This is a genomic window from Pseudodesulfovibrio tunisiensis (genome assembly GCF_022809775.1).
Taxonomy (GTDB): domain Bacteria; phylum Desulfobacterota; class Desulfovibrionia; order Desulfovibrionales; family Desulfovibrionaceae; genus Pseudodesulfovibrio; species Pseudodesulfovibrio tunisiensis.
Genome location: NZ_CP094380.1, coordinates 673,637 through 694,204, shown reverse-complemented (window position 1 = coordinate 694,204; position 20,568 = coordinate 673,637). Strand labels below are relative to the sequence as shown.

Genomic DNA, 20,568 nt, shown 5'->3' with positions numbered 1-20,568 from the left:
CACGACCTTTTTACGCAATTTTCCTGACGAGTTGCAAGTCCGACTATTCGCGGCCGAGGTACGCCCCGCTCCGGGTGTCGATCTTGATGGTGTCACCTTCGTTGATGAACAGGGGCACCTGCACGGCCAGACCGGTTTCCAGAGTCGCAGCCTTGGTCGCGCCGCTCACACGGTCACCCTGAATGCCGGGCTCGGTCTGGGAAACCACAAGCAGCACGGAAGCGGGAAGTTCCACGTCGATCAGCTCGCCGTTGTACAGCAGGACCTTGATCGTGTCTCCTTCCTTCATGTAGCCGCCGGAATTGCCCACATTTTCAGCGGCAACGTTCATCTGCTCGTAGTTTTCCATGTTCATGAACACGAAGTCGGTACCGTCCTTGTACAAATACTGCATTTCCTGAACAGCCATGTCGGGCTTGCCGACCTTTTCGCCGGAGCGAAAAGTCTTGTCCAGTACCTGACCGGTCTTCATCTGGCGTAGCTTGGTGCGCACCATGGCACCGCCCTTGCCGGGCTTGAAATGCTGGAATTCGACAATCTCGAAGGGCTTTCCGTCTATTTCGATCTTCAGGCCGCGCCTGAAATCCGTGGTCGAAAACATATATACTCCGAACCTGTTTGCCCCGGGCTCACCGGGATGATTGTTGACAAACGACTAGACAGTCGCAATACGCTGATATAGCGCCTGAACGGCCAGTGCATACCCCAGAATGCCGAATCCGGCAATGACTCCGATGCAACGCTCCCCCATGAGGCTGCGCTGCCGCAACGGCTGATCGGTCCGCGCCCAGATGTTGCTGAGATGCACTTCCACGCACGGCAGTCCTATCCAGGCCAGACAATCCGCAATGGCAAGGCTCGTGTGGGTGTAGGCCCCGGCATTGAACACGATACCTTTTACGCCTTCCTCGCGGGCCCGTTCCAGCCGATCGATGAGCGCGCCTTCGGAATTGGAATGAAAATGAACCAGTTCCACACCGGAGGCAGCCGAGCCCATCACCCCCACCAGCATTCCCGGAAGATCGTCCATGGTCAGCGTGCCGTAGATTTCGGGCTGCCGCTTGCCAATGTGCCCGAGATTCGGCCCGTTCATCACCAAAATCTTCAACTTCGACATGAAACACCTCGCTCCGCGTCCCGAAAACATTACGCCGGACTTGACGGGACAACGGAAATGAATGAACAGTGTCTGTTCCGGCGAAAACCCTAAAATCCGGTACCTCTTTATGAACCGAACCATCGAGTTAGTCAAAACAATATACGAATTGAACCAGCTGGAGCCGACTAGCGTGCCTCAGGTGGCCCTGGCCGGACGCTCCAACGTGGGCAAGTCCTCCCTGGTCAACTGTCTTGGCGGCCGCAAGCAACTGGCCAAGATCAGCTCAAAACCCGGCAAAACACGCAGCCTGAACTACTACAAGGTCCATCCTGACGAGTTCTATCTTGTGGATTTGCCCGGCTACGGGTATGCCAAATGCTCCAAGACGGAGCGGGCAAAATGGGCCAAACTCATCGACACGTACCTGAAAGGATCGGACAACGTCAAAGCCGTCGTGGTCCTTCTCGACTCGCGACTTTCCCCTCAGAAAAACGACCTTGAGCTGACGTCCTACATCAGGAACATGAATCTGCCCGTCATCCCGGTACTGACCAAGTCCGACAAGACCAAACAGCACGACCGGGCCATGCTCCAGAAGCAGTGGAAGGAAATCCTTCAGCAGGACAGAATGCCGCTGCTCTTTTCCAGCAAGACCGGCATGGGACGGGACAAACTCTGGGACATCATCGCCCTTGCCGCACTCGGCCCCGGGGCCGTCTCAGGCGAATAGCCGCAACTTTTTGAAAAACGATGTGATATCATGTACCATATCCTTGCCTTTTCCATGAAGGCAAGGATATGGATTTGTCATGAAAAACATCTTCCTTCCGTTACTTCTGATCCTGACTGCGATTGCTCTTTTCGGCTGCTCCTCAAAGGCTCCGGACAACCTTGGCGTTCGCAACGGCCTGCTCGCCCAGTGCCCGGATTCGCCGAATTGCGTCTCCTCCCAGGCCGATGATCCCGGGCACAGGGTGGAGCCATTCAGGGCCTCCGGCGACCGAAGCAAGGTCATGACCGACCTCGCCGCCAGCATTGAAAGCATGTTCGGAGCCAAAGTCGTTGCAGTCAAAGGCAACTATCTTCATGCGGAATACACCAGCCGAATCTTCCGGTTCGTGGACGACCTGGAATGCTGGTACGACGAAGATGCCGAAGTCGTGCATGTCAGGTCCGCATCCCGCGTCGGCCGTTCGGACATGGGGGCAAACCGGGACCGCGTGGAAGAACTCAGAAAGCGGTTCGAAGCCCGCTAATCCGACAACGGCAGACGCATTTCATGCCAGACGCTTCCGCCATGGGTGGAAGCCGAAACGCCACTGTCCAGAAAGCCGAATCGGGCATAGTAGCGGACCAGATGCTCCTTGCAAAGAAGCAGCACATTGTTCTTGCCCATGGCCCGTGATTCCATGATGAACCGCTCCAGCAACCGGGCGGCGACTCCATGCCGTCGACATTCAGGCAGCACGGACAGGGAAAAAATCACGATATTCCCACCAGCCGGGTCATGGCCGATCAACTGTTTGAAAGCCTCGTCCGTAATGTCCTGCTTGTCCGTGGCCCCGCTGTTCACCTGACCGATGACTCGGCCATTCCGTTCCGCAACGTAAAAGCCCTGCGGAAAATCACGAATGCGAATCCGCAAGGATTCCGGACCGGCAGCTTCACTTTCGGGGAAACTGCTGGATTCTATATCCAGACAGGCGGCAAAATCCTGCTCCATCACTCTGCGAACAACCAGATTATCCATAAAAAACGGCTCCCTTGCGCTCAAGTCAAAGAAGCCGGATTGTGATTCAAGCCTGCCCAAAAGGCAAGTGGCGCGACATCAACGTTTGCCGTCGGTATGATGAATCTTGGCCCGGGTCCTGGAAGGATTGCCTGCGAGATGCCGAAAACGGTTCAACGCGACCTGAGAGAAATCCTCGACAATGTTCGGCAGGTCCGATTCGTTCCAGGCACTCGTGAAAAGCGGTCTCCGACGGATCGATTCGGCGATTTCATAGCCGGAATCCGAATTCGGTTCCAACCGCACATCCCCGTAGTTGACCGGCTCATCCCGGCCAATAAGTTGACTGAACAGCGCCTGCATGGCTTCGGCGTAAAACTTCCTTACGTCCTCCGTCGACTCCGAAAGGTTCATCCGATCGCGAAAACCGCGCATCATCTCGTTGCGAATTTTGGAAAACGACACCTGCCTCGTCATTTTCTCCTCCTTTGCAAACAGGGTTTCCACCCCAGCATAGACAGGAGGCCATGAAAGGCAAGCCGAGCTCGAATCTTATAACAATCCGCCAGCCCCACGATGCAGAATTAGCAGAACCTTTTGTTTTCCATGAAAAAGGCCGCATTTGCATGCGGCCATTGCAGCATATCGAACCTGCGGATCAACTTTTCGAGATAGCCTCGTTGGGGCAGGTTTCAATGGCTTCATCCACGCAATCCGCCGTGGAATTGGGATCGATGACAACGGCCTTTTCACCGTCCTCATCCATCTCGAACACATCGGGACAGATTTCCACGCAGGACTCGCATCCTATACACTCGTCATGGTCGATAACAATAGCCATAGCAACCCTCCTGAATGAATAAAAAATACTTCAAGCCCAATTTTAAAATCCTTTTCCCTATAACTCCGTGCAAAAAACCTGGCAACTCTTTTTCGGTATCAAGTCGAATGCCGCATTCTTTCCAAGAAATATCGAACGTGTTCACCAGATTCCAGAAGAAAATCCCTCGCTTTGTTCTTTTCAAAAAAATCATTCAATATCATAATGTTATATTTTATCTAGAGTTTTTCTAAATAAAAGAAACGCTTTTTGAAAACATTTTGGGGCATTGTGCACGGGAATGAAGGAAGGAGAGAGGAACCAAAAGGACAAGGAGGAATACATGGGAACAAGTCACGAAAGGCGAAATCCGAAAGGCTAACGTTCGTGCATGCCTTCGTAGAGTGCGTCGAAATAGGGATACAGCAGGTATTCCATCACGGTGCGCTTGCCGGTACGAACACCGACAATCACGCGCATGCCGGGAAACAGTTGGTAGAATCTGCCCTCGCGCTCGAAGCGATCCTTGTCGGTTTCCACAAGGACCTTGTAGAACGTGCCTTCGTTTTCGGTGGTAATGGCATCCGGGCTGATATTCCGCACTCTGCCATCCAGATTGCCGAAACGACGGGCATCACTGGTAGCCAATTTGACATACGCGGTTTGCCCGACCTGCACATAGCCTATTTCACTTATGGGCAAGTGGGCTTCGATGATGAGCTTGTCGTTCAACGGGACGATGTCCAGAATGGTTATGCCCGGCTGAACCACTTCGCCTTCGTTGACGATATAGACGGATTTGACCACGCCACTGGCCGGGGAACGAATAACCGTACGGCTCAGTGAATCCGTCATCTTGCGCAGTCGCTGAGAAAATTCAAGCATTTCTCTTCGTGCGTTCTGCAATGCATCCTGAGTTTCCTCAAGAAAGGAATTCTTGATCTGCGCCAGATTCTCGTGAGCGGCAACCAGCATGGATTTGGACCGCTCCAGGGCCGCCCTGTCCTCTTCGATCCGGCTCTTGAGCTTGGATTCCTCCTTAAGAAATCCCAAATGCTTGTATCGGGTGGTCAGACCATCCTTAAGCAGATCCTCACTGATGCCGATCTGTTCACGCACATAGGCGAGACTATCCCTCTGATTCCGGACCCGCGCGGAAATTTCCTGAATATCCTGTTGCCGCTGCTTGATCTTTTCCTTTTGCGAGTTGATATCATTGACCAATCTGTTTTTGGTGGCCTGATACATTTCCCTTGCCTGTTCGACAAGAGTGGGAGCCTCGGCTGCAAGCTTCGAAGAAAAATCAAGCCGTACTTCATCCGGCTTGAACAATTCATCCTGAAACTCTTCAGGCACCCGGGAAACATCGTCCGCAACACCAAACCACAGCAGTTGCGCTTCAAGCCGCTGGATTTCAACCTTGAGCGAAGCCACTCGAACGGTCAATTCCTCCACGGAAGAATCCCTGGCTGTCGCCTCCAGCGTGACGAGAGGCTGGCCAACCTTGACGGTATCGCCCTCCCTGACCTTGATCTCCCGGACAATCCCACCTTCAAGATGCTGAATTCGCTTGACCTTTGTGCTTGGAACGACTTCCCCCACGGATTCGCTCACGATATCCAGAGGACTGACTGTCGCCCACCCCAGAAAGCTCACGCAAAACAGGATGCATAGATAGAAAAAAAGCCGTGTGGTCTTTGAAACGTCGTACAAGGATTTCTGCATCGAACGCCTACCCCTTGCCCGCCGAAGCCGCCTGCGCCTCATTGCCGTTTTTCCTCACGACACCAATCCGGGGCACTGGTTTGGAGTTGAGATCGACAACCGCATTGAATCCCTTGACGATCTGAGGGTCACTGGAAACCACAAGCATGGTGACGCGCTGTTTGGCAAACAGGTTCATCACGTTGTAGACAGCGGCACATCCCTCGGCGTCCAACCCTTCGGTAGGCTCGTCAAATACGGCGATTTTGGTCTGTCCGACCAGAGCTCGGGCCAGGGCAAGCCGTTTTCGAACGCCCACGGAAAGAGTTTTTCCTCCCTCCTCCACAGGCGTATCAAGGCCAGTTGGGCTGGCATCCAGAAAACCTTTCAAATCCACAAGCCGAACGATTTCGTTCAGCCTGTTTTCGTCGACATCCCTATTCAAAAGCGTAATGTTTTCACGATAGGTTCCGTTCAGAAAAGCAGGCTCCTGCGGCACATACACGACCTGCGAACGCCACCATTCCGTGGCCAACTGACGCAGGTCCACCCCATCGGCCAGAACCTGGCCGCGTATGGGCTCATACAGACCAACTGCCAGCTTGGCGAGGGTGGTCTTGCCCGTTCCGTTCTTCCCCATGATGCCGACAATGGTGCCGGGTTCCATGGTTACGGTCAACGACTCGAAGAGTGGACCGGAGGCACCGGGAAAAGCAATGGCGACATCCTTGAATTCAAGCTTGCCGGCATACTCCTTCAAGGCTGACCCCGAGCCGGATTCCCGAGGCAATGCCAGAAATTCACCGACCATGTGCAGGGTATCCCCGGCCTTTGTCATTCCAAGGGCTGCCTGATTGTAGTTGGAAGCAATCTGCAACGCCTTTGCCGACAGGATGCTGGCACCGATAAGCGCTCCGACAGTAAGGTCGCCGAGCACCACCAGCTTTGCGCCGACCGCGTATACAGCCACACGAAGCAGGGCCCCGAGGCTTTGCACCACGGCCTGCGAATAGCTCTTCTGATTGACGATGCCGTTTCGAAATGCAAGCAACCTGGCTATCTGTTCCTTCCAGACCCTGCCCAGATACTGGGCGGCATTGAACATTCTGACAGTATCGCCCCCGGCAATGGCGGAATTGACCATGCTTCGGTGGGCGACATGGGATTCACGAAAGACCGCATCGGCCTTTCTGGCGCGCGTCATGTTCATTCCCCCGGCAATCAGGGAACAGATGACAGCCAGCAGCGTGATGAGTGCCAGCAGGGGACTGAGCAGGAAGGTGGCGAACAGGAACAGGAGAAAAAACGGCATATCCAGCACCGCGGCAATGCGCGAAGCTTCGAAGGCAGCCTGTACACTCTGGGGGGCAAGGGATATTTCCTGAAGCCTGGCCAAGGGAATGCGACCAAGGGCTTCGGCCTTGATTCCGGCGAGAGCAGCGAGAACGGCTGATTGCAGCTCCTCATCCGGCCGTATGCTCAGGGCCGCACACATTCGCGTCCTGATCACACTGAATCCGGCACCAAGAACAAGCGCAATGAACATGCCCGAAGTCAAAGTGTAGAGTGTGCCGTCAAAACCGTACCCGATGTACCGGCTCAGAATCTGGATGACGAAAATGGGTGAAGCCAGCGAAAGCAGGTTCACGAAAAAGGAGGCGAGAAAAATCTCGGAAGCGAGGGTCTTGGAATGGAAAAGCCGCCGTTGCAGCTCCTTCATCCCGGCTCCTTTGATCAGCATGGAAACAACGTCTCGGGCGCGATCACAATTCCGTGATGTCCTTGGTGATCAGCCCCATCTGATATAGCAGGTTGTACCCGGCAATGATGATGTCGATGTCCGCGGCCACCTTTGCGCTGATGGAGCTGATGTAGTCGCGCTCGCCCACCAGAATGTCGAGCAGGCGGACATCTTCGCCCATGGCCTTCTTCTTCTTGACCAGCCCCAGAAATTCCCACGTGATATTGGCCTGATTCTCATACAGCTCGACGTTGCGACGCAAGGTGGTCAGTTCGAGCCACGCATTGCGCACCTGTTCCTCGATGGTCCGGCGGCGATCCAGCAGAGATCGTTTGGTACCGGTGATCTGGGATTTGACGGAACGGATGTCCTCGGTGTCCTGCATGCCGGAAAAGAGATTGTAGGTCATCTGCAGGGTGGCGCGATTCTCGGTGCGCACACCTCTGTTGCCCTGATCCTGCTCCTTGCGCTCGCCTTCGAGAACCGCATCGAACCGGGGATAGTATCTTGATTCCCGATTTCGCAGGTCGCCCTGCAATCGTTCCAGGGAATAGGAAATTTCAAGCAGAAACGGATTGCTGTCATTGGCTACGGAGATGGCCTCGTCGGCATTGGCGGGAAGCATCTTTCTGGGAACCGAAACGGACAGCAGCCTGTGCACGTCCTCGTCCGTCAGGAAAAAACCGAAAACCGACTTGAAATTGTTGCGGGCAATCTGCAGTTCCCGCTCCTGGGTCACGCGATAGGACTCCGCTCCTGCGAGCTGTCCCTTGACCTGCAACTCCTCGTAGGAATACCCGGCTCCGCGCTTGACCAAAGCCTCCTGCATTCCCGAGAGCTTGCGCATGTTGTCCTCGGAGCGCAACGCGTATTTCAGCATTTCCCGGGCTCGAATGACGCGTAGATAGGCAGTGATCCCGGCAATGACGATTTGCTGCGAAGTCTGGTTGAGCCTTGCGTCGAATTCGTCCCGCATGCCCCGGGCGGAATCTATGGCCCCACTGGTCCCGCCAAAGTCGTACACGAGCTGGGTGGCGGTCAGCGTCTCCTCGTTGCGCAGCTTGGAAGTGGCCTTCTGTCCCTGCTTGTCAATGTCCTCATGCCCGCCTTCAACCGTGGCGTCCACGCGCGGCAGCCATCCGCCCTTTGCCCTTTCATACTGATGCACGGCGGACTGGTACTGTGCCTCGGCCGCCTTGACCCGGTCATGCGTCCTGACCAGATCTTCAAGCAGCAAATCCAGCTTCAGTTCGTTCTGCTCAAGACAGAACGCGGACGAAGCCAAAGCCAGAATCAGGGCAAAGGCCAACAGAATCGCATTACATCTTGTGATCGTTTTGGGCATGCGCGACCTCTTTGACCGCCATTTTCATAGAAAAAATCCATATAAAACAGAAAATTACACTGACAACAAAGCCACAAATCACATTGACACTACAAAAAAAATATTTTTTGTGCAATAAAAATAGAAGGTTTCGGGTATATTTTCCCCTAATGGAAAAATCATCCATTACTCCAAATGCAAAAAACAAGAGGTGCCACATGGCCGGCTGGTTGAAAAGACACTTCAAAAAGGATCAGCTGATCCTGCTCGCCGTCGGGCTGTGCGCCACAGCGCTCATGGCCGTACTCTTCGTGCTGCAACCCAGATTCTTCCGGTTTCTCGACTACAAGTTGTACGATTTGTACATGGACAGATATCACTCCGAAAAAACCACCCCCATCCCTGCAATCGTGGACATCGACGAGAAGAGCCTTGCCGAAGCCGGACAATGGCCATGGCCCCGCTACCGGGTGGCCATGCTGCTGAAATACATACAGGCATACGGTGCGACATCCATTGCTTCGGATATCATTTTCGTCGAACCGGACCGCACCTCGCCCTCCATTCTGCAAAAGGAACTGAAAGAGGCATTCAAGCTCGACATCACCATCAACGGCCTTCCCCCTTCCCTGCAGGACAACGATGCCCTGCTTGCCAAAAATCTCAAGACAGGCCCCTTTGTCCTCGGCTTCGACTTCATGACCCGCGAAGCTCGTGAAAAGCTCGGGGATGCCAGGGCATCATCCGAATGCCCGATTCCCCCGGCAAAAGTCGCAGTCCTGTCGCCTCCGGGCTCTCCATCTCCCCATGCAGCGCTCCCCCGGGCGGAAGGGATCGTCTGTCCACTGCCCGAACTGGCCCGATCCGCGCGCCGCTCCGGCTTCATCACCATTTCCCCGGATCTGGACGGCGTATACCGCCGCGTGCCGCTACTCTATTCATGGAATGACAAGTTCTATCCCAGCCTTGCACTGGCCGCCCTGTCACAAGCGGTCGGACAAAAGACCATCACCCTGAAAATGTCCTCCATCGGCGTGGACTCCCTCAGGATCGGCAAGGTGGCCACGGTTCCGCTGGACAAGCACGGCCGCATGCTCATCAATTTCCGAGGGCCGCAAAAGACATTTCCCTACTACAGCGCCTCCGATGTGCTCAACAAGCGGATTCCCAAGGATGCCCTGAAAAACAGAATCGTGTTCATCGGCACTTCCGCAGCCGGACTCAAGGACATCCGCCCCACTCCACTTGATCCCGGCTATCCCGGAGTCGAGGCGCACGCCACCATCGTGGACAATCTGCTTTCACGTGAATTCATCAATATTCCGGATTGGGCACAGGGATTGGAATTCTTCGCGCTTCTGCTGATATGCATCATGACCACCTTCCTGCTCATGTGGGCAAGGGCGGCCTGGATCGCATTGCCGCTGCTCGGCCTGAGCATAGTCATGTGGCAGGGCTCGGTCCATTTGTACACGACCCAGCACATATACGCTTCCCCCTTGTACCCCTTCATGGGGCTGGGGCTTACCTTCACCCTGCTCACGGCCCTCAAGTTCTGGCGCGAGGAACAGGCCAAACGCTTCATTCACGGCGCGTTCGCCCACTACCTCGCTCCTTCGGTCATAGACCGCATCATGGACGACCCGGACTCCCTGAGCCTCGAAGGTCAGGAAAAGGAAATCACCATCCAGTTTTCCGACATCCGCAGCTTCACCTCGCTGTCGGAAAAACTCTCCCCCACGCAGGTGACCAATCTGCTGCACGACTACCTGACGCCCATGACCCGAATCATCACCGAACATCACGGCACACTGGACAAATTCATCGGCGACGCGGTCATGGCCTTCTGGAACGCTCCCCTCGACGTTCCCAATCATCAGTTGCAAGCCATGAAGGCAGCCAAGGAACAATTGGCGCGCCTTCATGAGCTGAACGAACTGTTCGTGGAAAAATACGGTTCAGGCATAGCCATCGGCATCGGCGTGCATTCGGGCGCGGTTCGCGTGGGAAACATGGGCTCGGCCGACCTGTTCGACTACACGCTGATCGGCGACAACGTGAACCTGGCCTCCCGTCTGGAAGGACTGACCAAATTCTATGGACAGACTCTCGTGGTCAGCGGAAAAATCGTCGAAGCCTGTGGTGATGCCTATGTGTTTCGCGAACTGGACAGCGTCCGGGTCAAGGGCAAGCAGGAGCCCGTCACCATCTACACCGCCTATACGCACGAGGAGGCTGCGGAACGAAAGGAGGAACTGGACACATACTTCGAGGGACTCGCCTTGTACAAGGCAACCCGATTCAGCGACGCCTGTTCCCTGTTCTCCCGACTGCAGGAGTCTGGCCGGGAACCGATCCTCTACTCCATGTATGTGGACAGATGCGCGCATTTGCAGGAAGAACCGCCGGAACCGGGATGGGACGGTGTCTTCACCCACAAGACCAAATAGAATGACAGGCGGTCCGAGTCATCCGAACCGCCTGCCATTTCCTGTACAGTGTCAAGGCCTAAGGATTGTTGAGCATCGCCTCGATGAACTCCTCGGGCCAAAGCGAGGGGGAAGGATCGCCATCCATCAGCCGTTTTTTTCCTTCCTCGTCCAGTTGGAAACCGTTCTTGATGAAACTGGTGTAGAATCCGGCGGCGTCAATGTCGCCGATCAGCACGCAACCGACAAGTACATCGTCCTTGAAGACCAGTTTGCGATATACCGAATTTTCCCGGTCCAGATGCACCGCTACCTCATGGCCGGTGGCCTCGTTTTCCTCGGAATTCCCCACGGAAATGGTTGGCAGCCCGTAATAGGTTACGGAATTCATGGAAAGGCCGCCCGAATACGGGGCATTCGCCCCAGCCATGTTCTGTCCGGCGTAACGCCCCTGCGTGTAGGCATTCGGCCAGATGGGGCGAACCGTATATTCGCCGGTCAGCATGTCCTTGGCCTCGGCAACGTCTCCGGCGGCAAAAATGTTGCTGTCACTGGTGCACATGAAATCGTCGACCCGAACGCCCGCCCCGGTTTCAATGCCCCCGGCAATGGCCAGCCCCATGTTCGGTCTGACACCGGCAGCGATCACCACCACGTCGGCCGGCACTTCGCCCCGGTCGGTTTCCACTCCGCGAACCGAACCGTCTTCGTTGCGAAGAATGGCCTTTGTCTCGGCCCCCTGATAAAAGTGGAGCCCATTTCTTTCCAGATGGGAAACAATCATGTCACCCGCAGTTTCGTCAAAGTAGGCACGCATGATCCGGGAACGGACAATGATGGAAACCTCAATGCCCTTTTCGGCAAAACCCTCGGCAGCCTTGAGCGCGATCAACCCCGCTCCGATCACTGCCACGCGCTTCACCTTGTCGACGATTTCCCTGAGCGATTCGGCATGGGCAACCGTGGTGAAGTTGTGGATGCCCTTCCCCTCGATTCCGGGAATTTTCGGCTGAAGCGGACTGCCGCCCGTGGCAAGCAGCAATTTGTCGTACTTCACCACCTCTCCATCCTGAAGCTCAAGGGTGCGCTCGGCAGGATTCACGACCACGACTCGTGCGCCGAGTTTCATGTCCACACCATTGTCCCGATAGAACTCCTCGGTACGAAAAGGCAGGGTCTCCAACTTGATTTTATCCGCCAGATAATAGGAAATAAGCGGACGGCCATACGTGGGAACCTGCTCGTCGCTGATCACGAGAATGCGGCCGTCCCGGTCCCGGGAACGTATCCCTTCAATGGCACCTATCGCAGAGACTCCATTTCCGACAATTACGTAATTCATCAAAACCACCAACCCTGATTTCATATGCAGTTTTTACGCTTTTTGATAAAAACAATCAAAGTACTGACATTTCAATCTACATCTAGCCATTTTTTTGTAAAAAATCCACATTATAAAATTAAAACGCCTGTTTGATCACAACACCCCGTCATGATTGGCAATCCACTCATTTCGAAAATTTGCCAGAAGGCGTAAGAATGGGTATTTATTGCGACCTCACAATCTCGAACAGGAGACATGGACCCACCGTGAGCATCGAAGGAAACAAACTACTCATTGCAAACAGGGGCGAAATAGCTGTCCGCATCATGGAGGCCTGCACGGATCTCGGCCTTCCTTTCGTCGCCTTGTACACAGAAGAAGACAAAGATTCCGGCCATGTGGACATGGCCAGAAAACTGGGCGGCTCGGACTCCCTTTACAGAATACAGAATTACCTCGACGCCGGCGACATTCTGTCGGTAGCCGACGAGTCCGGCGCAACCGCCATTCACCCGGGATACGGATTTTTTTCGGAAAACTACCGTTTTGCGCGCCGCGTCACGGAACGCGACCGGAAGATGAACTTCATCGGCCCTTCCTGGCGCGTGATTCGCGATCTGGGCGACAAGATCAATACCAAACGGCTCGCCAGAAAGCTCGGTGTGCCCACGGTTCCAGGATCGGACCGCGCCATTTATGATGAATTGGAAGCGGAAACCATAGCGGAAAGCCTTTTCGAATTTCAGGAAAAAATGGGCGTGAAACGTCCCGTGGTTCTGATCAAGGCTTCTGCCGGAGGCGGCGGCATGGGAATCGACGAAGTCGAGGACATGGCGCGCTTTCGTCAGGTCTATCGCCGCATCCGCAACTATTCTCTCCGCACGTTCAATGACGAGGGCGTGCTCATCGAACAGCGCATCTTCAACTTCAATCATCTTGAGGTGCAGATCGTGTCGGATCGTTCCGGGACAAATCCCGTGCATTTCGGCACCCGAAACTGTTCGGTGCAGAGCCCGGGTCTGCAGAAACGCATCGAGGTCGCGCCCGGTTTCTGGCCGCAGGACCTGCGCTACACCTTTGACGCAGACAAGCTCATGAATGATATCGTGGGCTACTCCCTGAGCATAGCCAGGGAAATAAAATACGATAACGTGGGCACGTGGGAGTGGATCGTCACCCCGGACGGAGAACCGTTCCTCATGGAAGTGAACACGCGCATCCAGGTGGAAAACGGCGTTTCCGCCAGCATTGCCAATGTCCGGGCAGATTCCAACGTGAACCTGCTGCGCGAACAGATTCGCATCGGCCTTGGCGAACCGCTCGGCTACTCGCAGAATGACGTTTCCTTTGACGGCGTCAGCATCGAGTACCGCATCATCGCCGAGGACACGGAAAACGGATTTGCGCCATGGGTAGGCAGGATCGAGACCATGAACTGGCCCGAACACGACTGGCTCTCCGTGCACACGCACGTCCCTCGTGAACGCGCCTATCAGATTCCCACGGAATACGACCCGAATCTGGCGCTGGCCATTGTCTGGGGCAATGACCTTGAGCAAGCCAAGTCCAGAGGCATGGAATTCCTGAACCAGCTTCATCTTGACGGAACCGACTCCGCCGGAGGCTCCATGCGAACGAACATTCCGTTTCTGAAACAGAAGACTGCAAACCTTCTTGAGTTCTAATACACAATGAATATTGAAAAAAAACTGACAGCTCTCTCTGAGCGGATTTCCTATGCCCGCGAAATCCTCGGCGGCAGCCTGCGCCCGGAACTGGAGGCTTTCGCTCTGGAGGTCGCCGGGTTCAAGGACAAGCACGGACGCAAATCCGCCGAGGACCAGTTCAAGACGCTCGAAGCGCTGGACAGAAGACTTTCCGCCCTTGAGGAAGCGCTGGACAGGCAGCTCACACCCATGGACAAGGTCCGCATCGTGCGCCATCCCCAGCGGGTCTGTCTCAAGGACATTCTCGAGAACGTCTACGACAACTACTCGGAAATCGGGGGCAAGGACGAGCACAGCATCGACCCGGGCATGCTCATTGCCAGAGCCTACATTTCCCGGCGCAAGGGCAAGAAGCTGATCAACCAGCCCGTCATGGTCGTGGGGCAGGAAAAGGGACACGGCGAGGAGTTCCGCAACGGCGGATCGATCAAGCCGTGGGGCAACTCCAAGGCCCTCAAGTACATGAAGGTCGCGGCCAGGGAACGCATCCCCATCCACGCCTACGTGAACACCCCGGGGTCCTACCCTGTGGAGGATTTTCCGGGAGCGGCTCAGCAGATCGCGGAAAACATCTATGAAATGGCCGGGCTGGAAGTACCCATCATCGCGATCTTTTCCGAAGGCGGTTCCGGCGGAGCCGAGGCCATCGGCATGGCAGACAAGCGCCTCATGATGTCCCACGGCTATTATTCCGTGATTTCGCCCGAAGGTGCTGCCGCCATTGAAGGCCACATTCGCGGCCCGGAACGCGCTCCGGTCGAACTCATCGCCTCCTGTGCCAAATCCCAGATGATCACGGCGCAGGACAACCTGCGCAACGGCTACATCGACGAGATAGTCGAGGAACCGCCCCTTGGCGCACGTCCCGACCATTTCGACTTCTACAAGCGCCTGCGGGAACAGGTCGTGCGGGCAACCGACGAGGTCACGCTCTCCGTGCGCGGCGTACGTCTGTTCCGTGCGCTGGCCCTGCGCCATTTCCGCAAGAATCTGGATATCATCGTACGCTGGGACATGAGCGAATCCGCCCGGGAACGTCTGGTGGCGCGTCGTTACAGAAAATATCGCCGACTGGGCCAACACGCCTATCAGGACAAGCGGTCCTTCTGGGAAAAACTCAACGCGGCCCGATCCGGCGTTGTCTCGTCCACCTATTCCTCGGTGCGCTACGGCCTGCTCAAACCCTTGAAGCAGAACATCCAGCGCATTGCCGAGGAGGTCACGGACGAGATCCATGTCATCACGGGAAAAATCGACTCCATATACCGCTCGGTTGCCGGAAAAATCGGCATGAAATCCCCGATCGACAACGCCAAGGTCATGGAACTCACCAGTCTTTCCCGCGACGACAGCAACGGGCATCTGGACAACGGCACCAGCTATGTCAGCCCGCAGGCCAGAGAGGATCGGGAAGTTTCCTGCCCCTACTCCGCCAAACGCGGCTGCATGGACATCTGGGCCAAGGACCTGTTCACGGATTTCGCTGGCGTCTGCCCCACGTGCGGCCACCATTTCCCCATGGAATACCAATGGTATCTGCACAACGTCTTCGATGAAGGCTCCATCCGGGAATTCAACCGCGACATCGTGGCGGGCAACCCCACGGGATTCCCGAACTTCGATGAACGCATCGAAGCGGCCAAGGACAAGACCGGACTGGGCAGCAGTTGCATGACCTTCCATGCCAGCGTGGAGAACATCGACCTGACCTGCGCCATGCTCATCGCCAAATTCAGAGGCGGTTCCGTCGGCGCGGCCGAAGGCGAAAAATTCATTCGCGCTCTCGAAATCGCCCAGAAAAAGCATCGTCCCTTTCTGGCCTACATTCACGGCACTGCCGGAATCCGCATTCAGGAAGGCGTGAACGGCCTGATCCAGATGCCGCGCGTGACCTTGGCCGTGCGCAAGTACATCGAGGCTGGCGGCCTGTACATCGTGCTATACGATACCAATTCCTACGCTGGTCCGGTGGCCTCGTTTCTGGGCTGCTCCCCGTATCAGTATGCGGTTCGTTCGTCGCGTCTCGGCTTTGCCGGTCCCGGCGTCATCCGCGAAACCACGGGCATCGACATTCCGCCGAATTATCACAACTGCTACAAGGCCCTTTCCCGGGGCCACATTCAGGGCGTCTGGAGCAGGCGGGACATCCGCAAGAACCTGCATCAGTCCTTCCTGACCATTGGCGGCCGCAACCTGTACTACAGATAGACCGCCCATCGCCTGATCAAAAACGGCCCGACTTCTCCGGAAGTCGGGCCGTTTTCCTTTCTTTTCCTACCTGACATGGCAGTAAATAATTCCTGTTCTTTTCGCTGGATAAAGCCTTTCCGGATTTGCTATGGAAAATGAAAACAAGCGGCTTGGCACCGCTCGACAGAAACACATTCGACCGCAACCTCATCGCCTTCCCAAGGAGCTTCCATGAAACGATTCGCCGCCCTGTTCGCACTCCTCATCATGCTCACGGCCTCTCCGGCCCTCTCCTGTTCCGATTTTCTCATTTCCTCCACCGACGGGACGCATGTGGTTGGTCGGTCCATGGACTTTTCCAGCCCGCTCCCGGCAGACCTCGTGGTCCGCGCCCGGGGCGAAAAATGGTCCTCTCCGGCACCGAATGGCAAGACCGGCATGCAGTGGAAACAGAAATACGGCTTTGTCGGATTCTCGGTTCTGGGAATGCGGCAGGTTGCGGACGGCATGAATGAAAAGGGTCTTACTGCGGAAGTGCTCTGGCTTCCTTCCGTAGGGTATCAGGAAATCCCGGCGTCCAAACGCGGCAAGGCCATGGGCTCGTCATTCCTGCCGTCGTGGGTGCTGGGTTCCTTTGCTTCCGTGGACGAGGTCGCCGAAGCCCTTCCCAAGGTTCTGGTCTGGGGACGCGAAGTGCCGGAAATGCAGATGGTCCCCACCCTGCACATGGCCGTGCACGATGCCTCCGGCAAAAGCCTTGTCGTTGAATGGGTGGGCGGCAAGCTGCACATGTACGACAATCCCCTTGGCGTGATGACCAATGATCCGCCCTTCCCCATGCAGCTTGCCAACCTGCGCAATTACGTGAATCTCACCCCGTGGGTGCAGAACAGGGAATTGGAAGGCATTCAGGTAAAAGGCACCGGCTACGGTTCCGGTACGCTCGGCCTGCCCGGAGACAGCACCGGCCCCTCCCGGTTCACACGCCTTGCAGTCATGAAATCCTTTGCCTACCAGCCGAAAAACGCGGAAGAGGCCGTAACTCTGACCCGTCACCTGCTCAATGCCGTGGACGTGCTTCCGGGCGTTGCCCGCGCCAAGGCCCCGGACGGAGAGCACACCGACTATACCCAGTGGACCACCATAAAGGATTTGACCAACCTCAAGGTCCATTTCAACTCCTACAAGGACCACACCCTGCGCATGGTCGACCTCAAGCGGCTCGATTTCTCGCGCACCGATTATATGCCCATCAACGTCCAGACCATTTCCGGCAACGGCATTCTGGACGTGACGCCCTGACGGTACCAACGTCATTCGAAAAAAAAAGCCCGGCCTTGCATGCGCAAGGCCGGGCTTTTTCATTTCCACGCAACGGTCATGCCGCCGTCTCGCAATCGTCACCCCATGCTCGGGAAAAGGCGTAGTGTCCAGTCGTGCCGAACAAGACCATCGGCCCTACTGCAACAAACGAGGAAACGATGCACACCACCCTGTCCATCAAGGCTTTCCCGCACGATTTTCTCCCTCTTTCGCATGAATTCCGTCAGATTCTGCAGCAAAGACGGATCACTTCCCTGTATCAGCCCATCATGAACATCGAAGCCTGCACCATTCTCGGCTGGGAAGCCCTGAGCCGCGGTCCCTCAGGGTCGCATCTGCAATCCCCTGCCGTACTCTTCGAAACAGCCGAACAGGTCGGCAAACTCTTTGCGCTGGAAAAAATCTGTCGAGAAAAGGCCATTCGTGGCGCTGGCAGCATGAGGCAGGGTCAGAAGCTGTTCCTGAACATCCATCCACGAACCATGGCCGATCCGGAATTCACGCCCGGCAAGACCATGGGACTTCTCGAATCCGCCGGGTTGTCTGCGGCAAACATTGTCTTTGAAGTCACGGAACGGCACAGCATTCACGATTTCGACCTGTTCTGTCGCACCCTGTCGCATTACCGGAATCAGGGATTTCAGGTGGCTCTGGATGATGCAGGAACCGGCTACTCCAACCTGTCAGCGCTTGCCGCACTTCAGCCCGAATACATCAAGCTCGACAAGTCCCTCATTGCGGACATTCATCAGGATCGCATCAAACGTGCTCTGGTGGAAACTCTGGTCACGTTCGCCAACAAGATCGGCTCGGTCATCATCTGCGAAGGACTGGAAACCCGGGAACAGCTCGTTTGCGTCAAGTCCCTCGGCGCACATTACGGGCAGGGATATCATCTGGCCCGCCCGGCAAATCCCCGCCCCAACCTTTCAAGAGCCTGCGTTGAAATGTTGCACGTCAAATCCGCCTAATGGACACCGCTGGACAGATTCAGCCCGATCACGCCCGCCACGATCAATCCAATGGACATCATCTTGAGCAATCCGACCTGTTCGCCCAGAAAGACAATGCCGATCAGAGCGACCAGCGCTGTCCCCACACCGGACCAAACCGCATAGGCCATGCCCATCTCCATATGACGCAACACAAGGGAAAGTCCCCAGAACGACAGCCCGTAGCCAATTGCCACCCCCAGTGAAGGCAGCAGTCTGGTGAACCCATCGGAAAACTTCAGACAGGTAGTGCCGCTCACTTCCGCACAAATGGACAGCAGCAGGATAATCCAACTCTTGAGCATGACACCTCCATCGCAAAAATGCGCCTCAAAATTCTGCGACAATATTCGCATCCAGCGCAGACAGCCAGATCATAGTCGCCTTTTCCGCAAAAACAAAGGACCCCGCCATCCGGCGGGGTCCTTGCTTTTCATTTGCGTTACCGCGTAAGCCGACGGAACTTGATGCGATGCGGCTGATCCGCTTCCGCGCCCAGCCGTTTCCTGCGATCCTTTTCGTAGTCGGAATAGTTGCCTTCCACGAAAACGACCTTGGAGTCGCCTTCAAACGCAATGATGTGCGTGGCGACACGGTCCAGAAACCAGCGGTCATGGCTGATGACCAGCACGCAGCCCGCAAAGTTGTCCAAGCCGTCTTCAAGAGCGCGCATGGTGTTCACGTCAAGGTCATTGGTCGGTTCATCAAGCAGTAGCACGTTGGCCCCGGACTTGAGCATCTGGGCCATGTGCACCCGGTTGCGCTCGCCGCCGGACAGCACGTCCACGGGCTTCTGCTGATCCGAGCCGGCAAAGTTGAAACGGGAGCAGTAGGCACGGGCGTTCATTTCCCGGGAACCCAGCTTGATGGTCTCCTGCCCGCCGCTGATGATCTCGAACACGGTCTTGCCCGGAATCAGGGACTCGCGGTTCTGGTCCGCATACGCCAGCTCCACGGTCTCGCCCAGAGTCAGGGAACCGGTGTCCGGCTGCTCCTGCCCCGTGATCATCTTGAACAGCGTGGACTTGCCCGCGCCGTTGGGACCGACAATGCCCACAATGGCGTTTGCCGGGATGATGAAGCTCATGTCATCCACAAGCAGCCTGTCGCCCATGGCCTTGGAAATGCCCTCGGCAACAACAACCTGCTTGCCGAGACGCGGTCCCGGCGGAATGTAGATTTCCAGATCCTTTGCCCGCTGCTCGCTCTCGTGGCTGGCCATGGCCTCGTAGGCATTGATACGAGCCTTGCTCTTGGCACGGCGCCCCTTGGGCGACATGCGAATCCATTCGAGCTCGTGCTTCAACGTCTTCTGCCGATCGGATTCGGATTTCTCTTCCTTGGCCAGACGATTCTGCTTCTGTTCGAGCCACGAGGAATAGTTGCCCTTCCACGGAATGCCATGACCGCGATCCAGTTCCAGAATCCATCCGGCCACGTTGTCCAGAAAATAGCGATCATGGGTCACGGCGATGACCGTACCCGGGAAGGTCTGAAGGAACCGTTCCAGCCATGCCACGGACTCCGCGTCCAGATGGTTGGTGGGCTCGTCCAGCAGCAGGATGTCCGGGCTCTGAAGCAGCAGACGGCACAGGGCCACACGTCGACGCTCGCCACCGGAAATCACGGGAACCGGCGTATCGCCCGGCGGGCACCGCAGGGCGTCCATGGCCATGTCCAGCTTGGACTCGATATCCCATGCGCCCTTGGCGTCCATGAGTTCCTGGACCTTGCCCTGACGTTCTATCAGAGCGTCCATTTCCTCGGGCTCCATGGGCTCGGCGAACTTTTCGTTGATCTCGTTGAACTCGCGCACCAAGGCCATGATTTCCCCGGCGCCCTCTTCCACGACCTCGCGCACGGTGCGCTGTTCGTCGGCAAGGGGTTCCTGTTCCAGATAGCCGATGGAATATCCGGGTTTCACATGGGTCTCACCCTCGAAATTCGCATCCACTCCGGCCAGAATCCTGAGCAGGGAACTCTTGCCCGAGCCGTTCAGGCCGAGCACACCGATCTTTGCGCCATAGAAATACGACAGGGAAATGTCCTTGAGCACCTCGCGCTGTCCATGGCGCTTGGTGACCCGGTACATGGAATAGATTATCTTGTCAGGTTCGTTGCTCATGTTTCTCCTCTGATGAACATCGTTGTGTTCAGGGAGACTTC

The 20,568-nt window shown here is 56.0% G+C and carries 18 protein-coding genes; 7 read left to right on the top strand and 11 right to left on the bottom strand.

Translation table 11 applies throughout. The features are described from left to right. Window positions 1-43: 43 nt before the first annotated feature. Window positions 44-601: an elongation factor P gene (gene efp / locus MPN23_RS03430; RefSeq protein ID WP_243546157.1), complete on the bottom strand. Its 558-nt coding sequence runs from the start codon at window positions 599-601 to the stop codon at window positions 44-46. 54 nt (window positions 602-655) lie between these two features. Beyond that, complete coding sequence (locus MPN23_RS03425; RefSeq protein WP_243546156.1) at window positions 656-1,117, bottom strand: type II 3-dehydroquinate dehydratase; 462 nt, start codon at window positions 1,115-1,117, stop codon at window positions 656-658. Window positions 1,118-1,226: 109 nt separating this feature from the next. On the opposite strand from MPN23_RS03425, the gene yihA reads away from it, so the two are divergent. Together yihA and MPN23_RS03415 are read left to right on the top strand one after the other, a co-directional pair. Beyond that, window positions 1,227-1,829: a ribosome biogenesis GTP-binding protein YihA/YsxC gene (gene yihA / locus MPN23_RS03420; protein WP_243546155.1), complete on the top strand. Its 603-nt coding sequence runs from the start codon at window positions 1,227-1,229 to the stop codon at window positions 1,827-1,829. Window positions 1,830-1,908: 79 nt separating this feature from the next. Then, on the top strand, window positions 1,909-2,355 hold the full coding sequence (locus tag MPN23_RS03415) for a DUF1499 domain-containing protein (RefSeq protein ID WP_243546154.1): 447 nt from the start codon (window positions 1,909-1,911) through the stop codon (window positions 2,353-2,355). On the opposite strand, the gene MPN23_RS03410 is transcribed toward MPN23_RS03415, so the two are convergent. The 6 genes from MPN23_RS03410 to MPN23_RS03385 form a co-directional block, all read right to left on the bottom strand. After that, the gene (locus MPN23_RS03410; protein WP_243546153.1) at window positions 2,352-2,849 is read right to left on the bottom strand and encodes a GNAT family N-acetyltransferase; all 498 of its coding nucleotides are present in this window, start codon (window positions 2,847-2,849) and stop codon (window positions 2,352-2,354) included. The two genes, MPN23_RS03415 and MPN23_RS03410, sit on opposite strands and share 4 nt — an antisense overlap. Window positions 2,850-2,927: 78 nt before the next feature. After that, window positions 2,928-3,335 carry a hypothetical protein gene (locus MPN23_RS03405; RefSeq protein ID WP_243546152.1) on the bottom strand — a complete coding sequence of 136 codons (408 nt, stop codon included), beginning with the start codon at window positions 3,333-3,335 and terminating at the stop codon, window positions 2,928-2,930. A gap of 151 nt (window positions 3,336-3,486) precedes the next feature. Continuing rightward, window positions 3,487-3,669: a ferredoxin gene (locus MPN23_RS03400; RefSeq protein WP_243546151.1), complete on the bottom strand. Its 183-nt coding sequence runs from the start codon at window positions 3,667-3,669 to the stop codon at window positions 3,487-3,489. A 357-nt stretch (window positions 3,670-4,026) separates the two neighbouring features. Then, the gene (locus MPN23_RS03395; protein ID WP_243546150.1) at window positions 4,027-5,361 is read right to left on the bottom strand and encodes an HlyD family type I secretion periplasmic adaptor subunit; all 1,335 of its coding nucleotides are present in this window, start codon (window positions 5,359-5,361) and stop codon (window positions 4,027-4,029) included. Between the two features lie 19 nt (window positions 5,362-5,380). Further along, window positions 5,381-7,093: an ATP-binding cassette domain-containing protein gene (locus tag MPN23_RS03390; protein ID WP_243546149.1), complete on the bottom strand. Its 1,713-nt coding sequence runs from the start codon at window positions 7,091-7,093 to the stop codon at window positions 5,381-5,383. Between the two features lie 22 nt (window positions 7,094-7,115). Then, window positions 7,116-8,438, bottom strand: coding sequence for a TolC family protein (locus MPN23_RS03385; RefSeq protein WP_243546148.1), 1,323 nt, complete (start codon window positions 8,436-8,438; stop codon window positions 7,116-7,118). A 197-nt stretch (window positions 8,439-8,635) separates the two neighbouring features. On the opposite strand from MPN23_RS03385, the gene MPN23_RS03380 reads away from it, so the two are divergent. Then, the gene (locus MPN23_RS03380; protein ID WP_243546147.1) at window positions 8,636-10,867 is read left to right on the top strand and encodes a CHASE2 domain-containing protein; all 2,232 of its coding nucleotides are present in this window, start codon (window positions 8,636-8,638) and stop codon (window positions 10,865-10,867) included. A gap of 58 nt (window positions 10,868-10,925) precedes the next feature. Here the strand turns inward: MPN23_RS03380 and MPN23_RS03375 are convergent, their stop codons facing one another. Further along, window positions 10,926-12,188, bottom strand: coding sequence for an NAD(P)/FAD-dependent oxidoreductase (locus MPN23_RS03375; protein WP_243546146.1), 1,263 nt, complete (start codon window positions 12,186-12,188; stop codon window positions 10,926-10,928). A gap of 248 nt (window positions 12,189-12,436) precedes the next feature. Here MPN23_RS03375 and MPN23_RS03370 point away from each other — a divergent pair, with 248 nt between their 5' ends. The 4 genes from MPN23_RS03370 to MPN23_RS03355 all read left to right on the top strand — a co-directional run bounded on the left by MPN23_RS03370 (window position 12,437) and on the right by MPN23_RS03355 (window position 18,381). Further along, window positions 12,437-13,855 carry a biotin carboxylase N-terminal domain-containing protein gene (locus tag MPN23_RS03370; protein WP_243546145.1) on the top strand — a complete coding sequence of 473 codons (1,419 nt, stop codon included), beginning with the start codon at window positions 12,437-12,439 and terminating at the stop codon, window positions 13,853-13,855. A gap of 6 nt (window positions 13,856-13,861) precedes the next feature. Beyond that, a complete protein-coding gene (locus MPN23_RS03365; protein WP_243546144.1) occupies window positions 13,862-16,105 on the top strand; it encodes a carboxyl transferase domain-containing protein in 2,244 nt (747 codons plus the stop codon). A 213-nt stretch (window positions 16,106-16,318) separates the two neighbouring features. Beyond that, a complete protein-coding gene (locus tag MPN23_RS03360) occupies window positions 16,319-17,389 on the top strand; it encodes a linear amide C-N hydrolase (RefSeq protein WP_243546143.1) in 1,071 nt (356 codons plus the stop codon). A gap of 179 nt (window positions 17,390-17,568) precedes the next feature. Further along, window positions 17,569-18,381: an EAL domain-containing protein gene (locus MPN23_RS03355; protein ID WP_243546142.1), complete on the top strand. Its 813-nt coding sequence runs from the start codon at window positions 17,569-17,571 to the stop codon at window positions 18,379-18,381. Here the strand turns inward: MPN23_RS03355 and MPN23_RS03350 are convergent. After that, the gene (locus MPN23_RS03350; RefSeq protein WP_243546141.1) at window positions 18,378-18,707 is read right to left on the bottom strand and encodes a DMT family transporter; all 330 of its coding nucleotides are present in this window, start codon (window positions 18,705-18,707) and stop codon (window positions 18,378-18,380) included. The two genes, MPN23_RS03355 and MPN23_RS03350, sit on opposite strands and share 4 nt — an antisense overlap. Window positions 18,708-18,844: 137 nt before the next feature. After that, window positions 18,845-20,527, bottom strand: a complete 1,683-nt coding sequence (gene ettA, locus MPN23_RS03345) for an energy-dependent translational throttle protein EttA (RefSeq protein ID WP_243546140.1) — start codon at window positions 20,525-20,527, stop codon at window positions 18,845-18,847. Window positions 20,528-20,568: the final 41 nt, after the last annotated feature.

What these genes read in the sequence shown, in the direction of transcription:
- MPN23_RS03350 (WP_243546141.1), bottom strand. Translation starts at nt 18,707, where the DNA reads ATGCTCAAGAGTTGGATTATCCTGCTGCTGTCCATTTGTGCGGAAGTG.
- MPN23_RS03390 (WP_243546149.1), bottom strand. Translation starts at nt 7,093, where the DNA reads ATGCTGATCAAAGGAGCCGGGATGAAGGAGCTGCAACGGCGGCTTTTC.
- MPN23_RS03365 (WP_243546144.1), top strand. Translation starts at nt 13,862, where the DNA reads ATGAATATTGAAAAAAAACTGACAGCTCTCTCTGAGCGGATTTCCTAT.
- efp (WP_243546157.1), bottom strand. Translation starts at nt 601, where the DNA reads ATGTTTTCGACCACGGATTTCAGGCGCGGCCTGAAGATCGAAATAGAC.
- MPN23_RS03385 (WP_243546148.1), bottom strand. Translation starts at nt 8,438, where the DNA reads ATGCCCAAAACGATCACAAGATGTAATGCGATTCTGTTGGCCTTTGCC.
- MPN23_RS03400 (WP_243546151.1), bottom strand. Translation starts at nt 3,669, where the DNA reads ATGGCTATTGTTATCGACCATGACGAGTGTATAGGATGCGAGTCCTGC.
- MPN23_RS03410 (WP_243546153.1), bottom strand. Translation starts at nt 2,849, where the DNA reads ATGGATAATCTGGTTGTTCGCAGAGTGATGGAGCAGGATTTTGCCGCC.
- MPN23_RS03360 (WP_243546143.1), top strand. Translation starts at nt 16,319, where the DNA reads ATGAAACGATTCGCCGCCCTGTTCGCACTCCTCATCATGCTCACGGCC.
- MPN23_RS03380 (WP_243546147.1), top strand. Translation starts at nt 8,636, where the DNA reads ATGGCCGGCTGGTTGAAAAGACACTTCAAAAAGGATCAGCTGATCCTG.
- ettA (WP_243546140.1), bottom strand. Translation starts at nt 20,527, where the DNA reads ATGAGCAACGAACCTGACAAGATAATCTATTCCATGTACCGGGTCACC.
- MPN23_RS03375 (WP_243546146.1), bottom strand. Translation starts at nt 12,188, where the DNA reads ATGAATTACGTAATTGTCGGAAATGGAGTCTCTGCGATAGGTGCCATT.
- MPN23_RS03355 (WP_243546142.1), top strand. Translation starts at nt 17,569, where the DNA reads ATGCACACCACCCTGTCCATCAAGGCTTTCCCGCACGATTTTCTCCCT.
- MPN23_RS03425 (WP_243546156.1), bottom strand. Translation starts at nt 1,117, where the DNA reads ATGTCGAAGTTGAAGATTTTGGTGATGAACGGGCCGAATCTCGGGCAC.
- MPN23_RS03415 (WP_243546154.1), top strand. Translation starts at nt 1,909, where the DNA reads ATGAAAAACATCTTCCTTCCGTTACTTCTGATCCTGACTGCGATTGCT.
- yihA (WP_243546155.1), top strand. Translation starts at nt 1,227, where the DNA reads ATGAACCGAACCATCGAGTTAGTCAAAACAATATACGAATTGAACCAG.